This is a genomic window from Cobetia sp. cqz5-12, from assembly GCF_016495405.1.
Classification (GTDB): Bacteria; Pseudomonadota; Gammaproteobacteria; order Pseudomonadales; family Halomonadaceae; genus Cobetia.
Genome location: NZ_CP044522.1, coordinates 3,349,192 through 3,367,877 on the forward strand (window position 1 = coordinate 3,349,192; position 18,686 = coordinate 3,367,877).

Sequence of the window (18,686 nt, forward strand, 5' to 3'; positions counted from 1 at the left end):
AAGGCGGGCATGATAACAGCTCAGGATGACAGACGCTGTATGCGTGTGTATCCATCGCCCGGTCGGCAGACAGGCAGACAAGGCAGGGAGCGCCGATAGCGCGGTGTGCGGTGTGCGGTGTGCGGTGTGCGGTGTGCGGTGTGCGGTGTGCGGTGTGCGGTGTGCGGTGTGCGGTGCGAGAGACGATGCCACAGCAGACAGCCGTGCATGACTGAACCACAAACGCCGCTGCCAGCCTGGGCGCGAGTGACGTGCTGACTTTCACACTCACTCACGCTCAGGCTGGCAGTGACATGCATCGGGTGCCGGGACGGATGACGGTGACAGCAGGCGAGGCGCCTTGCGCTCAGTGCTCGCCTTGTGCCTCATTCTGCCACCGTTGCCGTCCCGCGCCCGTGTCGCGGATTGCTCCGTCGTGCTGCGTCACACTCTCAGAGCAGACTCCCCGGGGCGTCATCCTGCACGCCCTGAAGGGTCACATCATCACTCATCGGCACTTCCTCATCATTGGAGACCGGGGCGATATCGCCCTCGTCGACCAGGCTCATCAGCGCGGTATTGCTTGGCGCGCTGGCCGGGGCGATGTCGGGATCACGCGTGATCTGGAACGACGCCAGATCCTGCGAGCCGCCATTGAAGGTGATGCGTAGCACCTGCACCCCCTCCTCCAGGTCCAGCGTCAGCGAGGGGCCATCGACGTAGACGCCCCAGGCGCCGGAATTGGGCAGCGTGCCACTGTCCTCATCGTAGAACTCGCCATCCTTCTCCACCGAGGCGGTAATGCTGCGCCCATTGTCAGGCGCGGAGGTGACGAACGACAGCGTGTGCGAGCCCGCCTCTTCGACATCGATGGTGTACTCAAGCCACTCACCATCCTCCACCCAGCCTATCGCCTCGCCTTCGCCGACGGTGTCCACCGGGGTGTCGCGATACCCCGAGCCAAGCTGGGCACTGGAGAGTTCATTGTAAGCCTCGCCCTGCTCGCCTTCGTCGAAGTCGACCGCTTGGAGGATGAGGCCCTCATCGGCATCCACCTGCCAGGGAACGCCGCCGACATTGAAGGCCTGCTGGCCATCCCGTGACAGCGTGAAGCCCTGCAGGTCCATGGCGCCGCCGTTGAAGGTCAGCCGCAGCACCTGCTCGCCGGCCTCCAGGGTCACCTGGGCAGTGTCGGTTTCCACATAGTTGGTCCAGCCACCGGTCGGTTCGACCTCCACCGGCGTGACGCTGGCATAGGGAGTGTCGCCCTCCTTGGCAAAGGTCGCGGTCACGGTGCGCTGCGCGCCACCGGTGGAGCCCCGCGCTGCCAGGAAGGCAATGTCATAGGTGCCGGCCTGCTCGACATCGAGGGTGTATTCCACCCATTCGCCATCCTGGATCCAGCCGATGGCAGTGCCGCCGTTGGCCAGATCCACCCCTTCGCCACGCACGTTGCTGCCTTGCTGCACCTCGCTGGAATCGTTGTAGGCGACATCCTGGCCACCCTCATCGTAATTCACCGCTTCCAAGCTGAACTCGCTGCCTACCTGCCAGGGCTGGCCATCGTCGGTGAACGCCTGCTGACCGTCATCCACCGGTGCCACCAGCGACAGGTCGAGAGACGCCAGATCCAGCTGTCCGCCGTTGAAGGTCAGCCTGAGCACCTGCTCGCCTTCCTCCAGCTCGAAGGTCAAGGGCCCCACATCGGTGAAGTTGGTAAAGGCGTCGGTGTCCGGCACCGCCACCGCCTGGGCGTCGGTATAGAAGCTGCCGTCCTGCTCGAAGGCGGCGGTGATCGACTTGCCGTCGGAGACCGCCGAGGCGGAGAAGTTCAGCGCATAGCTACCGGCTGTCTCCACATTCAGGGTGTATTCAAGCCACTCTCCGTCGGCGACATAGCCGATGGCCAGAGTGCCGTTGGAGATATCCACCGCCTCATCGGAGCGGAAGCCATCGCCCTGATGGGCCGGCGTGGTGTCGTTGTAGGCCACGCCCTGGCCGCCGTTGTCGAACAGGCGTGCCTCCAGGCTCAGGCCATCGGCCCCGACCGCCCAGGCCGTCTGATCGTCATTGAAGGCACTCTGTCCGACCGGATCAGGCGTGTCGAGGAAGTTCGGCACGCCGTCGTTGTCGTCATCGTCGTACAGGTCCACACGCCCATTGCCATCGGCATCTTCCGCGCCGGTGGGGTCGTAGGTGGTGACGTTCTCGACCAGGAAGATGTTGTCGTTGTAGTCGTAATTCACCCCCGCGTAGTCCTGGATGACGATATAGGTGTCCGGAATCACGTTGCCGTCGGCATTCTTGGCCACGTAGACGCGAATCAGGTGGCCATCACTTTCATCCCAATTCAGATTGCTGCCGGGATTGCCGATGGCATCGATGGTGTCCTCGTAGAGGTTGGCATCCGGGTCGGACCAGGAGATATAGCCCTGGCGATCGGATATCTCGGCGTAGAAGCCGAAAGGATCATCGCGATCCAGACTCACCACTGCCTGCTGATCGCCGCTATCGAGCGCCCGCGGGAACAGCGTCTGGCCATCCTGCTCGTCATGCACGATGACTTCTTCGAGCTCGCGACTGTCGACGTCATGCACGAACAGTCGCGCGATGTCGCCCTGGCCATGATAGGCGGCGATCTGGGTGATCCTGATCGGTTCATCACCATCGGCACGCTGGAAGTACGGGGACAGGATCTCGTCTCCGTTGGCCTCCACCAGGCCGCCCTGGTTCATCTGGTCCTGCACCACGTTGGTGGAGTAGCCGAAGGCGTTGACGATCTCCTGCACCGTCGGCTCCTGACCGCTCTCGGACTGGTTCTGGGCCAGGCCTGCAAGCTGGATGACCTTCTCGCTCTCATCGGAATCGCTTGAGGTGATGATCAGGCTGGCCTCATACAGGCTGCCATCGTTGGGGTCATCAGCGATGAAACGCACCGTGACATCCGCCGATTCCCCCGGTGCCAGCGTCAGCGTACTGAACGGCTGGGTCAATTCGAACAGCGTCGTGTCACTGACGACGACATCGTCGATGGTCAGGTCCTCGAAGCCGTCATTGCGCAAGGTGATAGTGGCCTCGTCATGCACCACCTGGTTGTTGACCGGATTCTCGATGCGCGACATCACCAGGCGATCATTGGACGGCAGCACATCGTTGTTGATCACCGTGAGGTCACCGCCAGCGACCGGCGTTACCCCCTCGATGAGGAACATGTTGTCGTTGTAGTCATAGTTGATGCCGGTGTAGTCCATGATGCCCACATAGGTATCGGGGATCACGTTGCCCTCTGCATCCAGCGCCCGGAACATACGCACGGTATAGCCACGCTCGATACCCTCGGCATCGGCTGGCGGCGTACCGCCACCTGACGGGTTGAGTGACGGATCAGTGGACAGGTTGGCCACTTCAATCCCGAACACGCCACTCCCGGCCCACTCGGCGGGGATGTCATCGAGCCCGAAGGTCGCGGTGGCGAATTCGCCGTTGCCCAGTACCGGCAGGATCGTCTGATTATTGTCCCCCGCATGATTGGAGAAGATGACATCCTGCCCCTTGTTGCCGGGGTTATGGATGCCCAGTGTCGCGCCGCCGTTGCCATGATAGGCCGCCAGCTGGGTGATCTTGGCTTCTGTAACCCCATCCGCCAGTGTCCAGTAGCGCGACAGCACCTCGTCATCATTGATCGGGCGATACAGATCGAAGTCGTTGAGCACCGAGTTCTGGCCACCACCCGCGGTCGGCAAGCCATCGATGCGGTTACCGAGGCCGAAGACCTCCCACACCTCATTGACGTTGGGCTCCCAGCCACCCTCGTCGCGTGCCTGCCAGAAGCCCGCCATATGGATCTCGGCCACCGGCGAGTCCTGGTCGTTGGTCACCAGTCGGATGCGTCCTTCGAAGACTCCGTCACCGGCGTCGGTGGTGGGCGCTTCGTAGCTCGCACTGTCAAACAGCACCGTCACCTCGAGCGACTCCCCGGCGGCCAGCGTCAGGCCGTCGAAGGCAGCGGGGTCCTGCAGCACGAAGGGACCTTCGATATCGGCTTCGAGAATTTCCAGCAACTCCGTTCCGGTGTTGGAAATCGTCACCGTGGCACTTTCCTTGAAGTCGCGGTCGGCGTTGGAGGCGCTGTTGTTCTCCAGATAGCTGAAATGCAGGCGATCGGAGTAATAGGCGGCATCGCCGCTTTGCACCGCGATGTCGGCATTGTCATTGCCGACCACCGGCGTCACGTCCAGGTAGTCGAGGTCATCGGCACCATCGGCGGCGGACACCGCTCGCAGGTTGTACTCCACGCCCGCCTCAAGCTCGACATAGGTGCCCTCTTCCCCGGCATCCCCCTCTCCCGGATAGGCCAGCGTATCCAGGGCCTGCCCATTGAGCGTCAGGGCCAGGCCCTGACCGTCATCGGCGCCCGCATTCGCGGCCAGGTCGAGCCGATAGAGGCCGCTGCTGTCCACGCTGAAGTAGAAGTCGGCGGTCAGCTCGTTGAGGGTGCGTGCGCTGTCACCGCTCTCCAGCTCGATGCGCGACCCGTCCGAGACATCGGCATAGACGGGGACGAAGGTGTCAGACGGCGCATCCGGCACTCTCAGCAGATCGATGTTCGGCCCCACGGCTCCCGGCGCAGTCAGGGTGATGGTGTTGCTGCCTTGCTGCAGCGCGACCAGGGCATTCTGGAAGAACCAGTCGCTTTCATCCCCGTTGCTCTGGCCCTCGAAGTTCACCTGCCCCAGGTCGACACCATTGATGCTCAGACCCAGCGGCCGGTCAGCCTTGGTCGCCGCCAGCGCATAGCGGAAGGCGATGTCGTAACTGCCGGTCTCGGCAACATCGATCGTCCAGGTAATGGTCTGGTCACCGCTGCCATCGAAGTCGACGAAGCCATCGCCGGAGGCATTGCGATCCTCCTCACTGGCCAGCACCACCACCGCCCCATCGAGCGCGGCACCCTCGGCCTCATACTCATCGAAGCCCGGAGTCGTGTCCGGCGCTTCCTGCAGGATCTCCAGCTGGTCGATATTGGGGCCGGTGTCAGCGGTGGCCTGCAAGCGCACCGTGTTCTGGCCGCTGACCAGCGTGGCCGCCACGTCTTCTGTCAGCCACTCGGCCCAGGCTGCATCACCGCTCAGGCCCTCGGGCGGGCTGAAGTCATACACCCCGACGCTCACGTTGTTGACGAACACTTCCAGAGGCCGGTCAGCGTTGCCACCATTGGCATAGCGCAGACGCAGCACCGAGTCACCGGCCTGTTCGGGGTCCAGCGCGAAGCTGAAGGTGATGAAGTCATCATTGGTACTGCCGAAGTCGGCATAACCGCCAGGCACGCCATCGTCATCCACGGTATTTCCGTCTACTCCGAAGGCACCGGGACGCAGGCCATTGGGTAGATCGGGCTGGTTGGTCTCGGGATTGTCGATGTCGCGAATCTGGATCTCCGCCCCGGTAGCGATCGTCACGGCAGTGCCGTCCTCAGGCGTCCTGTCCTCGGCCTGGATGGCCAGCAGCGAGACCAGATCATCGCCGGGATCAACCGGATCGACAGGGTCGACGGGATCCACCGGGTCCACTACCCCACCCGGGGCCGGGTCGAGGCGAATGATCTGGCTCTGGCCATTGCCGCGGTTCAGGGTCAGCAGATAAAGCTGACCGGTGGCCGGGTTCTCGATGATGTCCAGCGGGTCGACGTAGCTGATGACGTTGCCCTCGGGATCACGCAGCACGTCATCGCCGATCACGTTGCCATTGGCATCCAGGGTGATGGAGCGGACATCGTCACCACCGGAATACTCGGTGAACAGCACGTTGCCCTGCAGATTGCCGCCGAAGACATCACTGGTGTATTCCACCGCGCCATTGGGCGAGCGATTCTCGCCCAGCGAGTAGACCCCGGCGATATCGTAGGTGCCCTCGGGATCGGTACCTGTCGGGTACTTGTCGACCTGGTTGGGATCAGTGCCAGAGGTGGGGTTGCCACCATTGAGAATGTACTCGTCACGCAGCGGATTGGGGTGTCCGTAGTAGCCCCCTTCTTCGACACGGAACAGGTAGTCATCCTGCTTCTCGACACTGGTGTAGCGCTCATCCTCGGGTGTGGAGGGATCATCTGGCACGTTACCGCCAGCCGCCGAGCCATTGGTCGGCACGTACAGGAAGCCATTGGAATGCCATACCAGGTCGTAGGCATTGCGCGCCCCGGTGGCAAAGATCGTCAGCACCGCATCGCTGGCGTAGGGGTCGTAGTAGGACTCGAGCACGTTGCCGGACTCATCCTGCACCGTGGCGACGCCGCGATCATCGAAGACCAGGAACTCGCCGTCGCCCATGGGGATGGGGTCATCCTTGGGGTGGCCGTCGGAATCATCGAAGCGCTGGTTCAGGCCATCGTCGGGCAGCGGTTCGGTGGAGACGTCGAAGGGCCCATTGGAAACATCGCGGGTCGGGTCTATCTCCAGTATCGCCGCGTTCAGCAGACGCTCGGGGCGATTGCCCCAGGCACTGTCGGGCTCGCCCATGGCAGAGTTGGAGCCCTGGATCAGATACAGCAGATGACTCGGGACATCGGGATTGGTCTCGGCGTCGTAATCCGGATTCGCACGGAACTCCAGACTATTGGTCACATGGTCGCCATTGGAGCGCGGCAGACCGGTGATGTAGGCCTCGGCGGTTCCCGAGAAATCGGGGCCATCGTCCAGGGTGATCTTGGTCACCCGGCCGCTGAAGTCCGGTACGCCGTTGTCACGTCCTGATAGCGGAATCGGATAGTTGTCGGTGATCCACAGCACGTCGGGATCGGTTGGGTCCACCACCAGGCCGATGATGCCGCGTTGCTGATCTTCCCCCGGCTGATCGAAGTAGTCATCGGGCAGGGCAAGTTCCTGGCGATTGGACAGCGAACCGTCGACGGGATCGACGTCATAACGCAGCAGCTCGCCGCTGATGGTGGCGACGTACATGAAGGCGCCGTCTGAGCTCATCTCCAGCGAGGTGAAGCCATAGGCGTCGTCAGAGGCGCCGTTGAGTTCCACCACGTCGTTGAAGGCCACGTCGCGCGCGACCACCTCCGGCTCCTCGCCGGTGACGAAGGTGTTGGTGTACTTCTGGAATTCGCGCGTCGGCGCGTCGGTATCGTCGTTGGGGCCACGGTCCTGAAAACCATCGATCACCAGGGTATAGCTGGTGAAGGGCTTGAGCGTCTGGCTCGGTGAGATGGTCAGCGAGTCGAAGCCGCCGGTGGTATTGGCATTGAAAGTGACTTCCTCGCCGCTGAGTGTCTCGAACAGCCGGATGGAGCCATCCCCCAGGCTTTCCAGCAGGGCTCCGCCGCGCCCATCCACCACCGAGATGCCGACGAAGATGTCGGATGTCGGATCGACCCCGGTGGGGATGCCGCCATCCTCCGGATCAAGGTCCACCTCCAGCTCGTTCTCGCCAACCCCGGCGATGGCACGGGCATCGGTGAAGAAGGCGTAGTCCTCGGCCGCGATGCGGTCATCTTCCGGCGTCAGGTCCGGCAGTGCCTGGATCTCGAGGTACTGGATCTCGGTGTTCTCGCTGTCGAGTCCCAGGGAATCCAGCGTCAGACGCCCGTCGCTGACCTGAACGATGCGGGTGACCAGGTCCGAGCGGAAGCCCTCGGTATCATCGGACGGGTTGCCGTCCGCCAGGAAATCCTCAGGACGGAACGGGGTGAAGGGGTCATTGAACAGCTCGCCCTCTGCATTGAGCACATTGTGGCTGTCGTAGGGCCCGCTGGTGTCGCCGATGGAGATGGTGACCTCGTAGTAGCCATTCTCCAGCTCGATCTCCCATCCGGCGCGCACATAGTTGGCGCTGGGCTGGTCAAAGTGGGCGTAGGTGCCCTGGCGCGGATCGAGACCCGCGATGTCATCGGTACGGTCATTGACCGCCACACTGGTCAGCGCGCTGATATCCAGCGGCTCGGTGCCGGGCTCGGCGTCGTAGATCGACGCCTCGGTGACCCAGCCGTACTGATAGGTCTGGCCGTCCACGGTCACCGACTGGGTGCCGAATGCCTTGCCGTTGTCGGCGATGTAGCCATCCGGCACCGCGGTGCCTTCGGGCTGGAAGTTGATCTTGACCGAGAAGCGCTCGCCCGGCTCCACCGGACGGTCCGGTTCCACCCCGTCACGACTCACCGTCAGGCTGTCGATGTTGGGGCCGGCATTGCCCAGGTTGGCAAGGCGAATGGTGTTGTCGCCGGCTGCGAGCTCCACCTCGAGGGTGGTGGTGGTCCAGTTCTCCCAGCCGGCCGCGTCGGTACCGGTGGAGGCAAAGGCCAGACTGCCCTGGCTCTGACCGTCGACCAGAATGTCCATGGGGCGATCGGCGCCGTTGGAGCCGGCGTTGGTGTAGCGCACTTCCAGAGTGTAAGTACCCGCCTCATCCACACTCACCTGGAACTCGGCGGCGTCACCGGCGTCGGCCCCCATGTCCAGATAGCCGCTGCCGGTAAAGTCATCCCACAGACCGTCGGCCCCGGCTGCAGTGTTGGTTTCCGGGTTGTCGGCATCACGCACCTGGGTGTCGCCATCGACATCGACGATGGTCAACGCCTCACCCTCGATGGCGAAGTTGAACGCCGGGGAGCCGACGTCGGACTCATTGAAGTCGAATACCACCTGGTCGATATTGGGCCCGCCGGTGGCACCGGCAGGCATGGTCAAGGTGAAGGTATTGGCACCCTCGGCAAGCATCACCTCGACCTCCAGCGTCTGCCACTGATCCCAGGCATCCGTCCCGGTGGCGTTGGCGAAGCCGAGCTGGCCCTGATCAGTGCCGTTGACGGTCAGATCCAGCGGCCGCGCTGCATTGCCGCCGTTGGCGAAGCGCACGGTGGCGGTGTAGCTACCGGCCTCCAGCGCGTTGACGTTGAAGGTGATCTGGTCGCCGGGATTGGAGCCGAAGTCCAGATAGGCATCACCCACCGCATCGGGGCGATGGTTGCCGAAGTCATCGGGATTGTCGGCATCGACCACCCGCGTCTCCTCGCCTATCGCACTACCGCCCACATCGACGATATCGGCGTCTTCCGCCTGCAGGGTGATCGGCGCCACCGCCACGTCGTCGTCCTCGAAGCTGACCACCTCGCTGGCGCTGGCTTCGTTACCGGTGGCGTCGATGACGAACAGCGAGACGACAAGATCGCCACTCTGATCATCAAGCAGGCCACTCAGGTCCAGGGTGATGTTGCCATCGACATCCGGCGTCACCTCATTGCGGGTCGCGCCACCATCGAAGGATATGGCAACGCTGGTCACGTCGTCATCGATGCCGGAGACATTGAAGACGGCCGCCGCCAGCTGGCTGGCCTCGAGCGTCCCGTCAGCGGCGACAATGGCAAGATTTCCATCCTCATCGGCACTGACATCCTCCGGGATCGGGCCGCTGCCTGCCGCGGTCACTTCGATGCGATCGATGTTGGGGCCGGTGTTGGCACCCGCCGGGATCGCCAGGGCGATGGAATTGCTGCCCGCCGCCAGGGTGACGGTGACGGTCTCGAACAGCCAGTGGTCGAAGCCCTCCTCGCTACCGGCACCATCCGGGTCGGTACTGATCATGGCCAGGGCGAGCGGGTCACCGCCGTTGATCACCAGATCCAGCGGACGATCGGTGTTGCTGGCGTAACGCACGCTGATGTCGTACTGACCGGCCTGAGCCACGTCGATCTGCCAGCTGACGTTGTCTCCCGGGGTATCCCCGAAGTCCAGATAGCCGGTACCACTGAAGCCCGGACGCAGGCCGGTGGGCTGATTCGGCTCGGGGTTGTCCGGATCACGGACCTGGGTGTCGGTGGCGTTGGCATCGGTATCGAAGCTCTCGACCACCCCGTCCTCGGCCTGCAGACTCAGGGCCGAGAAAGGCGCCTCGTCGACGTCATTGACGGTGACCGAGAGCTGCTCGGTGGTGGAAAGCTCGCCATCTGTGACGCTGACTTCGACTTCATAGACACCGTCCTCGTCATCATCGACCGCCAGCTCGAAATCGCGGGGGCTGGTGAAGCTCAGCACGCCGGTGCTCGGGTCGATGCTGAACAGCGGAGCATCGACCCCGCCGGTGATGGCGAATACCGGGGCGTCGAGGCCAAGGGCCACTCCATCCTCATCGACGAGGGGAATCGCGCCTATCTCGGTCAGATTCTCGTCTACCGCAAACTCGGTCTGGGTGATGGCGATGCTCTCGTTGAGATCGGCCACGGTGATCAGAGTGTCCTGTGACACGCTGTCCTCGCCATCGGAGACCGTCACGGTCAACTCGTAGACGCCGTCTTCATCGCTGTCGGCGGCAAGCTCCGCGTCCGGCGGAGTGATGAAGGCGATGCCCTGGCTCACCTCGTCATAGCGGAACAGCGCCGCATCGGCACCGGACAGCGTCACGGTCAGGTCGTCACCGTCCGGGTCATCCAGTATCAGGCTGGCCACGGCAGTGCCGTTCTCGTCGACACTCAAGCTCTCTTCCAGCCCTTCAAGGGTCGGCGCGCCATTGACCGGCTCATCGATACGTTCGAAGACCAGCGAATCGATTCGCATCAATTCGCCATCGGCCCCCATCAGCTCGAGACTCGCCAGATCACCGGCGGTCACCTCGAAGGGTGTCTCGAAGACGATTTCCTTGCGGTTACCGCTCTGGCCTGCGTTGCCGCGCGCGCCACTGCCGACGAAGGTGCCGAAGTCGTCATTCAACACCACGTCAGCACTCAGGCTGTCGGTTGTCGTGTTGCGCGCTTCAAGCACGGTGTCACCGATGGTCAGGGTCAAGGTGCCTTCACCATCGGTCTCATCGAACACGTAAAGCCGCGCGATGTACCAGCCGGGCTCCACGCCGCCCGCCGCAAGGTCGGTGCCAATCGTGGCCGGCGCATTGCTAGTCAGGCGAATCAGCTGTTCATTGGAGGCGGACGCGCTGCCGGTGACGATCAGATTGCTGGCGTCGAGATCCGTGAAGTCTTCCGCCTCGATCGTGATGCTATCGCCGACCTGGATGCCTTCGATGATGAAGCTGAGCGTCTGGGTCGCTGACAGGCCGCCCGGGTCGGTGGCCCGCACGATGACATCGAAGGTACCGCCCTGGCTGGGCGTGCCCTGGATGATGCCATCGACCACCTCGAGCCCGGCCGGCAGGTCCTCGGCCGTCAATATCAGGCTATCGCCATCGGCATCGGAGAACAGCGCCGCGAAGTCCGACAGCGGAATCTGGAGGAAGTCTTCGCCCACTTCTCCGAAGTACGGTTCGAGGGCGACGGTCTCGGCCATCGGCGCGTCGTTGACGTTCTCGAGCGTCAGGGCAAAGTCGGTGTCAGTGCTGGTGGTGCCATCATCGGCGGTCACCGTCACGGTGTAACTGCCCGGCGCTAGTCCGTCGAGGCTTCCGGACAGCACATTGTCGCTGACACTCAGCCCCGGAGCGCTGACGGGTTGACCATCGCCATCGGTGACCAGGAAGCTGTAGGTGAGGTCGTCGCCATCGTCATCGACGAAGGGCAGATCGACTTCAAGATTCGCGCCTTCGTCGAGACTCAGGTCGGCGATGCCACCGCCCACCACGCGCGGTGCGCTGTTGGTGTCGCCGGTGTCGGCTTCCGACAGGCTGACGGCGCTGAAGCTCGTGCTGCCCTTGGCACCCGCATCGTCGTCATTGACGAAGACGAGAGACTCGAGGGTGGTGCCCTCATGCGCTGACAGGTCGATGATGAAGCGCAAGGTGCCATCACCGTTGTCGACCCCCTGGCCTCGCAGATCGACGAAGCCGCCCTGGGTCTGGGTACCGCCAAGCTGGTAGACGCTGTTGCCGCCATTGAAGGGGTTGGAGTCCGCATCGAAGCCGATAGCGACGATCTCGGGCACCGGCGAGCCGGAGATGGCCACGTCCACCGTCAGGAGGGTGGCATCAGTGATCGTGTAGTCACTAGGCAGAGCCGCCCGTTTCCAGACGTTATCGGTCAGCGTCAGGGTGCCGCCGTCGTCTTCCACCACCGCCCCCGTGCCGACGGACGGGTTGTCCTGGGTGGCGTTGTAGGCGCTGAGGGTAGCGTCATCGAAGCTGATGGCGAGGCTCTCGGCACCAGCAGCGGCCAGCGTTACCGTATCCGTGGCACTCGCCTCGTTGCCCGCAGCATCCGTCACGATCAAGGTCACGGTGATATCGCCCGGGGCCTGCGCCGAGAGATCGACCGTCAGGGTATCCCCATCGCTGACGACCGACTGACGGGTCACGCCGCCGTCGAAGCTGATCTCGAGAGTCGAGCCAGCATCGATTCCCACGACACTGAACACCACACTGGCACTGTCGGCCGATTCGATGGCCTCTTCCGGGCCCGCAAGGGCCAGGTCGCCCCCCTCATCGGCAGTGGTATCCAGCGTCAGTGCCACGCTCTGTTCGGCACGGTTGCCCCAGGCATCCATGGCAATCAGCGTGACCGACAGGTCTCCATCGGCGAAACCTGACAGATCCAGCGTGAAGCTGCCTTCCGACGTCGGCACCACCTCCTGGACCGTGACGCCCTCATCGAAGGTCACGCCGACGAAGGTGATGTCGGCATCAAGCCCGGTGACGCTGAAGCCGGCTTCGCCGACGGTCGCGCCATTGAGCAGGGGCTCCACCGCGGAAAAGGCCAGCACAGAGGCATCGTCATCCGCCACGACGTCCCCTACCGGCCCCGTGCCCGCGGTGGTGACTTCCAGGCGATCGACATTGGGGCCATTGTTGCGCCCTTGCGGAATCGCCAGGGTAATGGCGTTGTCGCCGGCTTCCAGTCGCGTCGTCAGGGTCTGGTACTCCCAGACATCGAAGCCTTCAGGGTCGACGTTGGTGGCGTTGGGGTCCGTCGCGACAAAGGCAAGCGCGGTGGGCTCGCCTGCGTTGATCGACAGATCCAGCGGACGCGCACCATTGCTGGCGTAGCGGAAGTTGAGGTCGTAGTCACCCGCCTCGGTCACATTGACGGTGAAGGTCAGGCTGTCACCCGGCGCACTGCCGAAATCCACGTAACCGGTGCCGGAAAAGTCCGGGCGCAGTCCGACAAAGCCACCGGCCTCGGGGTTCGCGGCGTCACGCACCAAGGTGGCGGCCCCGTTGTCGGCGCCCAATGCGGCGTCCTCGGCTTGCACCACCACTGGCGCAATCACCGGATCGACAGGATCTACCTCGTCAGCTTCCAGTAGCGCCACCTCGATCTTGTCGATATTCGGGCCATTGGTCGCGCCGCCCAGACGCAGGGTATTGCTGCCGGCGGCAAGCGTGATTTCCAGCGTCTCGGTGCTCCAGCCCTCCCACGCGGAAGGCCCGCCATTGCCTGGCTGGTTGCCCGCGGGCACATCATCGACATCATCGGGGTAGTAGTCCGGCGCCTCTACCGCTGCGAACTGGAAGGTGCCGACCTGACTTGGCGTGTCGTCATCGACCAGAAAGAGACCAATGGGGCGCGGGGAGCTGGACGCATAGGTCACGGTAACGCTGTACGTGCCGGCGGTAGCCACTTCAAGGGTAAATTCTCCGTAGGCCTCGGCATTGCCAGATGCCCAGTCGAGATAGCTGGCCCCTTCGGCCCCGACCCGGAAGGTTTCCCCGCCATCGGTGAAGCTGGCGATGTTGTCGACCGTCACCACGCGATTGGTGCCAGCATCTGCGACGTCAGACGTCGGGCCGATATCGAGATCCTCGCCCTGGATGACGTAGACGTCCGGGTCTGGCGCACGCACTTCCAGATAATCGACGTTAGGGCCACTGGCACCGTTGGAGGTAAACGACACCGTGTTCTCGCCTGCCTGCAGCTGAACGCGAATGGTACGCTCACCAAACTCACTGAAATCAGTGGCGTCGCCGGTCAGGGTCGTGCTCGGCAGGTCAAACATTCGATCCTGAAGCTCACCGTTGACGTCCAGGCGCAGAGGACGGTTGCGATCAGACCCGTCGCCATTCTGGCTAAGCGCATACCCCAGCGCGAGTTCATACTCGCCGGCCTCGGCAACGCTGAAGCTGAAGGTCAGCGTCTCGCCGGTCGCGGCGGCGAAGTCCACATAGGCACTGCCTGAGGCATTCTCGGTATTGAGGGGGCTCTGCGCTCCCGACACCACCTCGATACCGGTGCCACTCAGGGAGGCAAGATTGCCATCACCATCCGAGTCCGTGAGGTCTTCCGCCTCGATGCGCAGGGTAGCAAAGCTTTCCGGCGCGATGAGCGCCGCCGTTGCCAGAGGCGCGGGCTCGGCCAGAAGCGCAGGCTCGGCGCCTGCGGCAGGTTCGTCATCACTGGCCAGCAGCGCCTGGGCAAGCGGGTCTTCCTGAGCGATGGGCTCGCCGATGACATCCTCGCTCTGGAGGGCCAGGGCCTCACCGGGGTCAGCCGGAGGCGCATCTTCCGGGTCAGCTTGTGGCGTGCCGCCCAGCTCACTCGCCTCCTCGACGACGACATCGGGGGCTTCGATCTCGAAGCCGAACTGCTCACCAGACCCGGGCAGTACCTCGCCCGCGTCATCCAATGCTTCGATCATCATCTTGAGCTTGCCGGACATGGGGGCAGGCAGATGATCAAAGACAAAGGGACGCTCGAAACGCTCAAATACCGACAATCGATTCTGGGCATCTTCCAGGGTCATTCGCACTGCCATGATCGAATCTCCCCACGTCGAGGGAAACGGCGTGACATTGATATCGTGACTCTGGAAAGCGTTTTCTTCCAGACGGTCGCCGTTGCGGAGACGTCCTTTGCTGAGATCATGACGGCTGGATACGAATGACATGGAATACATTTTCCTTACCCCCTGAATATTATTATCGTGGCGAATCCGCTACGCCATCTTGAAACCTCATGACATGACTTCCCCACACCGGAGCTGAACTCCCGTGTTGTCTAAACTCCAACGCTATCCCGATGCTTGCGAAAATGACCGGCAAATCCCCTTCAACCCGTCAAAAACGAGTCTAGACGTGGCCTATGGCAAGACAAGAGGTTTTTGACACCTCACTTGGAATGGCAATATGCAAAGATCCAGAGAAATAAAACAAGACCAATAAAAACAACATCATAGCAATCTAAAATAATAAAAAATGATTTCTTTGAGCCCTTGTCATGCGCCAGATTAGGAGAAAAACAATACCGAGCACCAAAAGATTTGATCCATCAAAAAGCTAGAGGTCACATACTTTTATAAAGGTGCGAATCAGGTGGATTTATAGGTTAAGAGATGAGCAAAATGAACAGCAAAAACCAACAATATAAAACCCTGGAAATTTTTTCATGATCATCGAAATATTCACTTGCCAGTCACCTCTTCAGACGTAATATTTCAATAGGATATCTAAAAAATAAAACACAAAAATCTAATAAACAGATAGTCAATATGACTTGCTGGGCAATGCGGTTCATTCCATCGCTAGACAGCTCATCATGAAAAGATCCAGGCGCAGAGCAGCCGTCGACAACGGTGAACTGGATAAAAAGAACAACAATGACGCTAGGGAACGAGATCATGGCCACCCCTCAGGAAGGCAATGACCTGCAAAAGGTCCTGGACCATTGCCGGCGAAGCTTCGTCTACGTCGGTCTCTTCAGTCTTTTCATCAACCTGCTGATGCTGGTGCCTCCGCTCTACATGCTGCAGGTCTATGATCGCGTCATCACGACACGCAGCCAGGAAACGCTGCTGATGCTGACTCTGGTGGTCGTGTTCCTGTTCATGGTGATGGGCGCGCTGGAGCTGGTGCGTTCCAGAATCCTTGTGCGGGTCGGCAATCGTCTGGATGTACTGCTCAGCCCTCGGCTCTATGGCGCCATGTTCAAGCGCTCGTTGACCACCCCGGGCAAGCCATCCGCGCAACCGCTGAATGACCTCACTACCCTGCGCCAATTCCTGTCCGGCAATGGCCTGTTCGCGTTTTTCGATGCCCCCTGGGTGCCGGTATATATCGCCGTACTGGCACTGTTTCACCCGTGGTTTGGCCTGTTTGCCCTGGGCGCGGGTCTCGTGCTGGCCATCATCGCCTTGATCAATGAGAAGACGACCAGACAGCTGCTGGCCGATGCCAACGGACAGCACGTCCTGTCCCAGGATCTTGCCAACAGCAATCTGCGCAACGCCGAAGTGCTGCACGCCATGGGCATGCTGCCCGGCATTCAGGGGCGCTGGGCGGCACGCCATCGGGAATATCTGGCATTGCAGTCCAAAGCCAGCGACCGCGCAGGTCTCTTGACCAACACCTCCAAGATCCTGCGCCTGATGTTCCAGTCGTTGATTCTCGGGCTGGGCGCCTATCTGGTGCTGGCCGGTGACCTGACACCGGGCATGATGATTGCCGGCTCGATTCTGATGGGACGTGCGCTGGCGCCGATCGATCAGATGATCAATGGCTGGAAAGGCTTCAGCGGTGCCAGAACCGCACGCGCCCGTCTGGAGGAGTTGCTTGAGGCCGTGCCAGCCGAGGCGCCTACCATGCCGCTACCGATCCCCAAGGGCCGATTGAAGCTCGAGGCGGTCAACGCCGCCCCGCCAGGCGAGCGCCTGCCGACCCTCAAGGACATCAACCTGACACTCGCCAAGGGCGAGCACATTGCCGTGGTGGGCCCCAGCGCTTCAGGCAAGTCGTCTCTCGCGCGAGTGGTGCTGGGACTGTGGCCGGTGCAGCTGGGTTGCGTGCGACTCGATGGCGCGGACATCTCCCAGTGGAAGAGAACCGCGCTTGGGCCTCACCTCGGCTATCTGCCCCAGGACATCGAGTTGTTCGATGGCTCCATTGCCGAGAACATCGCTCGCTTCCAGGAAGTCGATGCGCAACTCGTGGTGCAAGCCGCACAGAGCGCCGGGGTGCACGAGATGATCCTGCGACTCCCCCAGGGCTATGACACCTGGCTGTCGCATGGCGGCGCCGCCCTCTCCGCGGGTCAGCGCCAACGAATCGGCCTGGCCCGAGCCCTCTACGGCAAACCGGTGCTGGTGGTACTCGATGAACCTGACGCCAATCTGGATGCCAGCGGTGAACAGGCACTGGCCGAATGCCTGATGCGTCTGCGTCGCGAAGGCACCACGGCATTGATCATCACTCACCGCCAGCGCCTGCTGCAGCAGGTCGATCGCATTCTCGTACTCAATGACGGCCAGGTGGTGTCACTGTCCGCGCCGACGCGTGAGCCCTCCGTTGCGCGTGCCGTGGCAGGCAACGGGCATCAGGCCCGATCGACAGGCGTCCAGCGCGTCACCAAGCTCAAGCCCAGTGCCAGAGGCCGCCATGAAGGCGGCGAGGAGAGCGCCTCATGACCCACTCCACATCCGGCAATACCAGTGCCGAGAGTGACGTGCCGCTGCGCGATCATGGCTATCGACGCCTCGGTCTGGCCGTGCTGCTGGTCGCGGTGGGCGGATTCGGCAGCTGGTCGGTAATGGCGAACCTGGCCATTTCCGTCGTCGCACCGGGCTCCGTATCGGTGGAAAGCTTCACCAAGACGGTTCAGCACCTCGAGGGCGGTATCGTCGAATCGATCGAGGTCGAGGATGGCGATCATGTCGAGGCCGGTGATGTGCTGATCGTTTTCGACGATACCCAGGCACGCTCGCAGCAGAAGATCGTCGAAGCCGAATATCTGATCTCCAGAGCCAGTGAGATTCGTCTGCTGGCGGAATACAGCAATGCCGACAGCCTGGACTTCCCCGATTCGCTGGTCAGTTCGACCAATCCGCGGGTGCAGGAAGTCCTCGAAGTCCAGCAGCGTCTGTTCGAGGTCCGCCGCCAATCCTTGAACGGTGCCATGGCGGCGCTGGATGAGCAGATCGTGCAGATGAACGAGCAGATTTCAGGCCTCGAGAATACCCAGGCCATCACGCGACGACGCATCAACTCACTCAATGATGACGTTGCCAACCATCGCAAGCTGTTTCGCAACGGGTTGATCAACAATCAGCGTCTGCGGGAAATGGAGCGCGAGAGCCTCGAATACCAGAGCGACAACGCGGGCCAGTTTGCCGAGGTCGCGCGCCTGCGCTCGCAGATCAGCGAGAACGAGCTGCAGAAACAGATTCGCCTGCAGGAATTCCAGCAGCAGATCGGCGAGTCCCTGCGTCAGGTGCAGGCCGAAGTCACCGATGCGGAAGAGCGGCTGGTCGCGCTCAATGACAATCTGAGGCGCACCAAGGTCATCGCCCCGGTTGCCGGCACCGTGGTCGGGCTCAAGGTGCATACGCTGGGGGCGGTGATACGCAGCGGCGACCCCCTGCTCGATATCGTGCCCGCCGGCGATGGTTTCATCGTCGAGGCAAGGGTCCCGGACCACGACATCGACCACCTCTACCTTGGTCAGCCGGCGGAAATCCGCTTCAGCGCGTTCAACCAGCGCCTGTCCAACATCATCGATGGTGAGGTGACCCACCTGAGCGCCAACAGCTTCGAGGATGAAGCGACCCGAGCGCGCTACTACAAGGCACGGATTCGTGTCACCGAAGCCGGCAAAGGCGACATGACGGACAGCATGCGTCTGCTTTCCGGCATGCCGGCGGAAGTGATGATCCGTACTGGCGAGCGCAGCTTTGCCAGCTATATCGGCAAACCCATGGCGGACATGCTGGCGCGCGCGATGAGAGCGGAATAGATGAGAGCGGATTAAAGGAAGACAAGCGGCTCAGACGCCGCTGAATGAGAGGCAAGCGACAGACCATCCCTCAGAAACGCGAAAAGCCCGCATCGTGAGATGCGGGCTTTTC

The 18,686-nt window shown here is 62.1% G+C and carries 3 protein-coding genes; 2 read left to right on the top strand and 1 reads right to left on the bottom strand.

Going from position 1 to position 18,686, the window contains the following annotated elements; translation table 11 throughout:
• Positions 1–431: 431 nt before the first annotated feature.
• The gene (locus tag F8A90_RS14015) at positions 432–14,606 is read right to left on the bottom strand and encodes a carbohydrate-binding protein (protein WP_233593343.1); all 14,175 of its coding nucleotides are present in this window, start codon (positions 14,604–14,606) and stop codon (positions 432–434) included.
• An 861-nt stretch (positions 14,607–15,467) separates the two neighbouring features.
• On the opposite strand from F8A90_RS14015, the gene F8A90_RS14020 reads away from it, so the two are divergent.
• Together F8A90_RS14020 and F8A90_RS14025 are read left to right on the top strand one after the other, a co-directional pair.
• Positions 15,468–17,249 carry a type I secretion system permease/ATPase gene (locus F8A90_RS14020; protein ID WP_200017518.1) on the top strand — a complete coding sequence of 594 codons (1,782 nt, stop codon included), beginning with the start codon at positions 15,468–15,470 and terminating at the stop codon, positions 17,247–17,249.
• Positions 17,246–18,574: an HlyD family type I secretion periplasmic adaptor subunit gene (locus F8A90_RS14025; RefSeq protein WP_200017519.1), complete on the top strand. Its 1,329-nt coding sequence runs from the start codon at positions 17,246–17,248 to the stop codon at positions 18,572–18,574. Before F8A90_RS14020 ends, F8A90_RS14025 begins: the two co-directional genes overlap by 4 nt.
• The last annotated feature ends 112 nt before the right edge of the window (positions 18,575–18,686 follow it).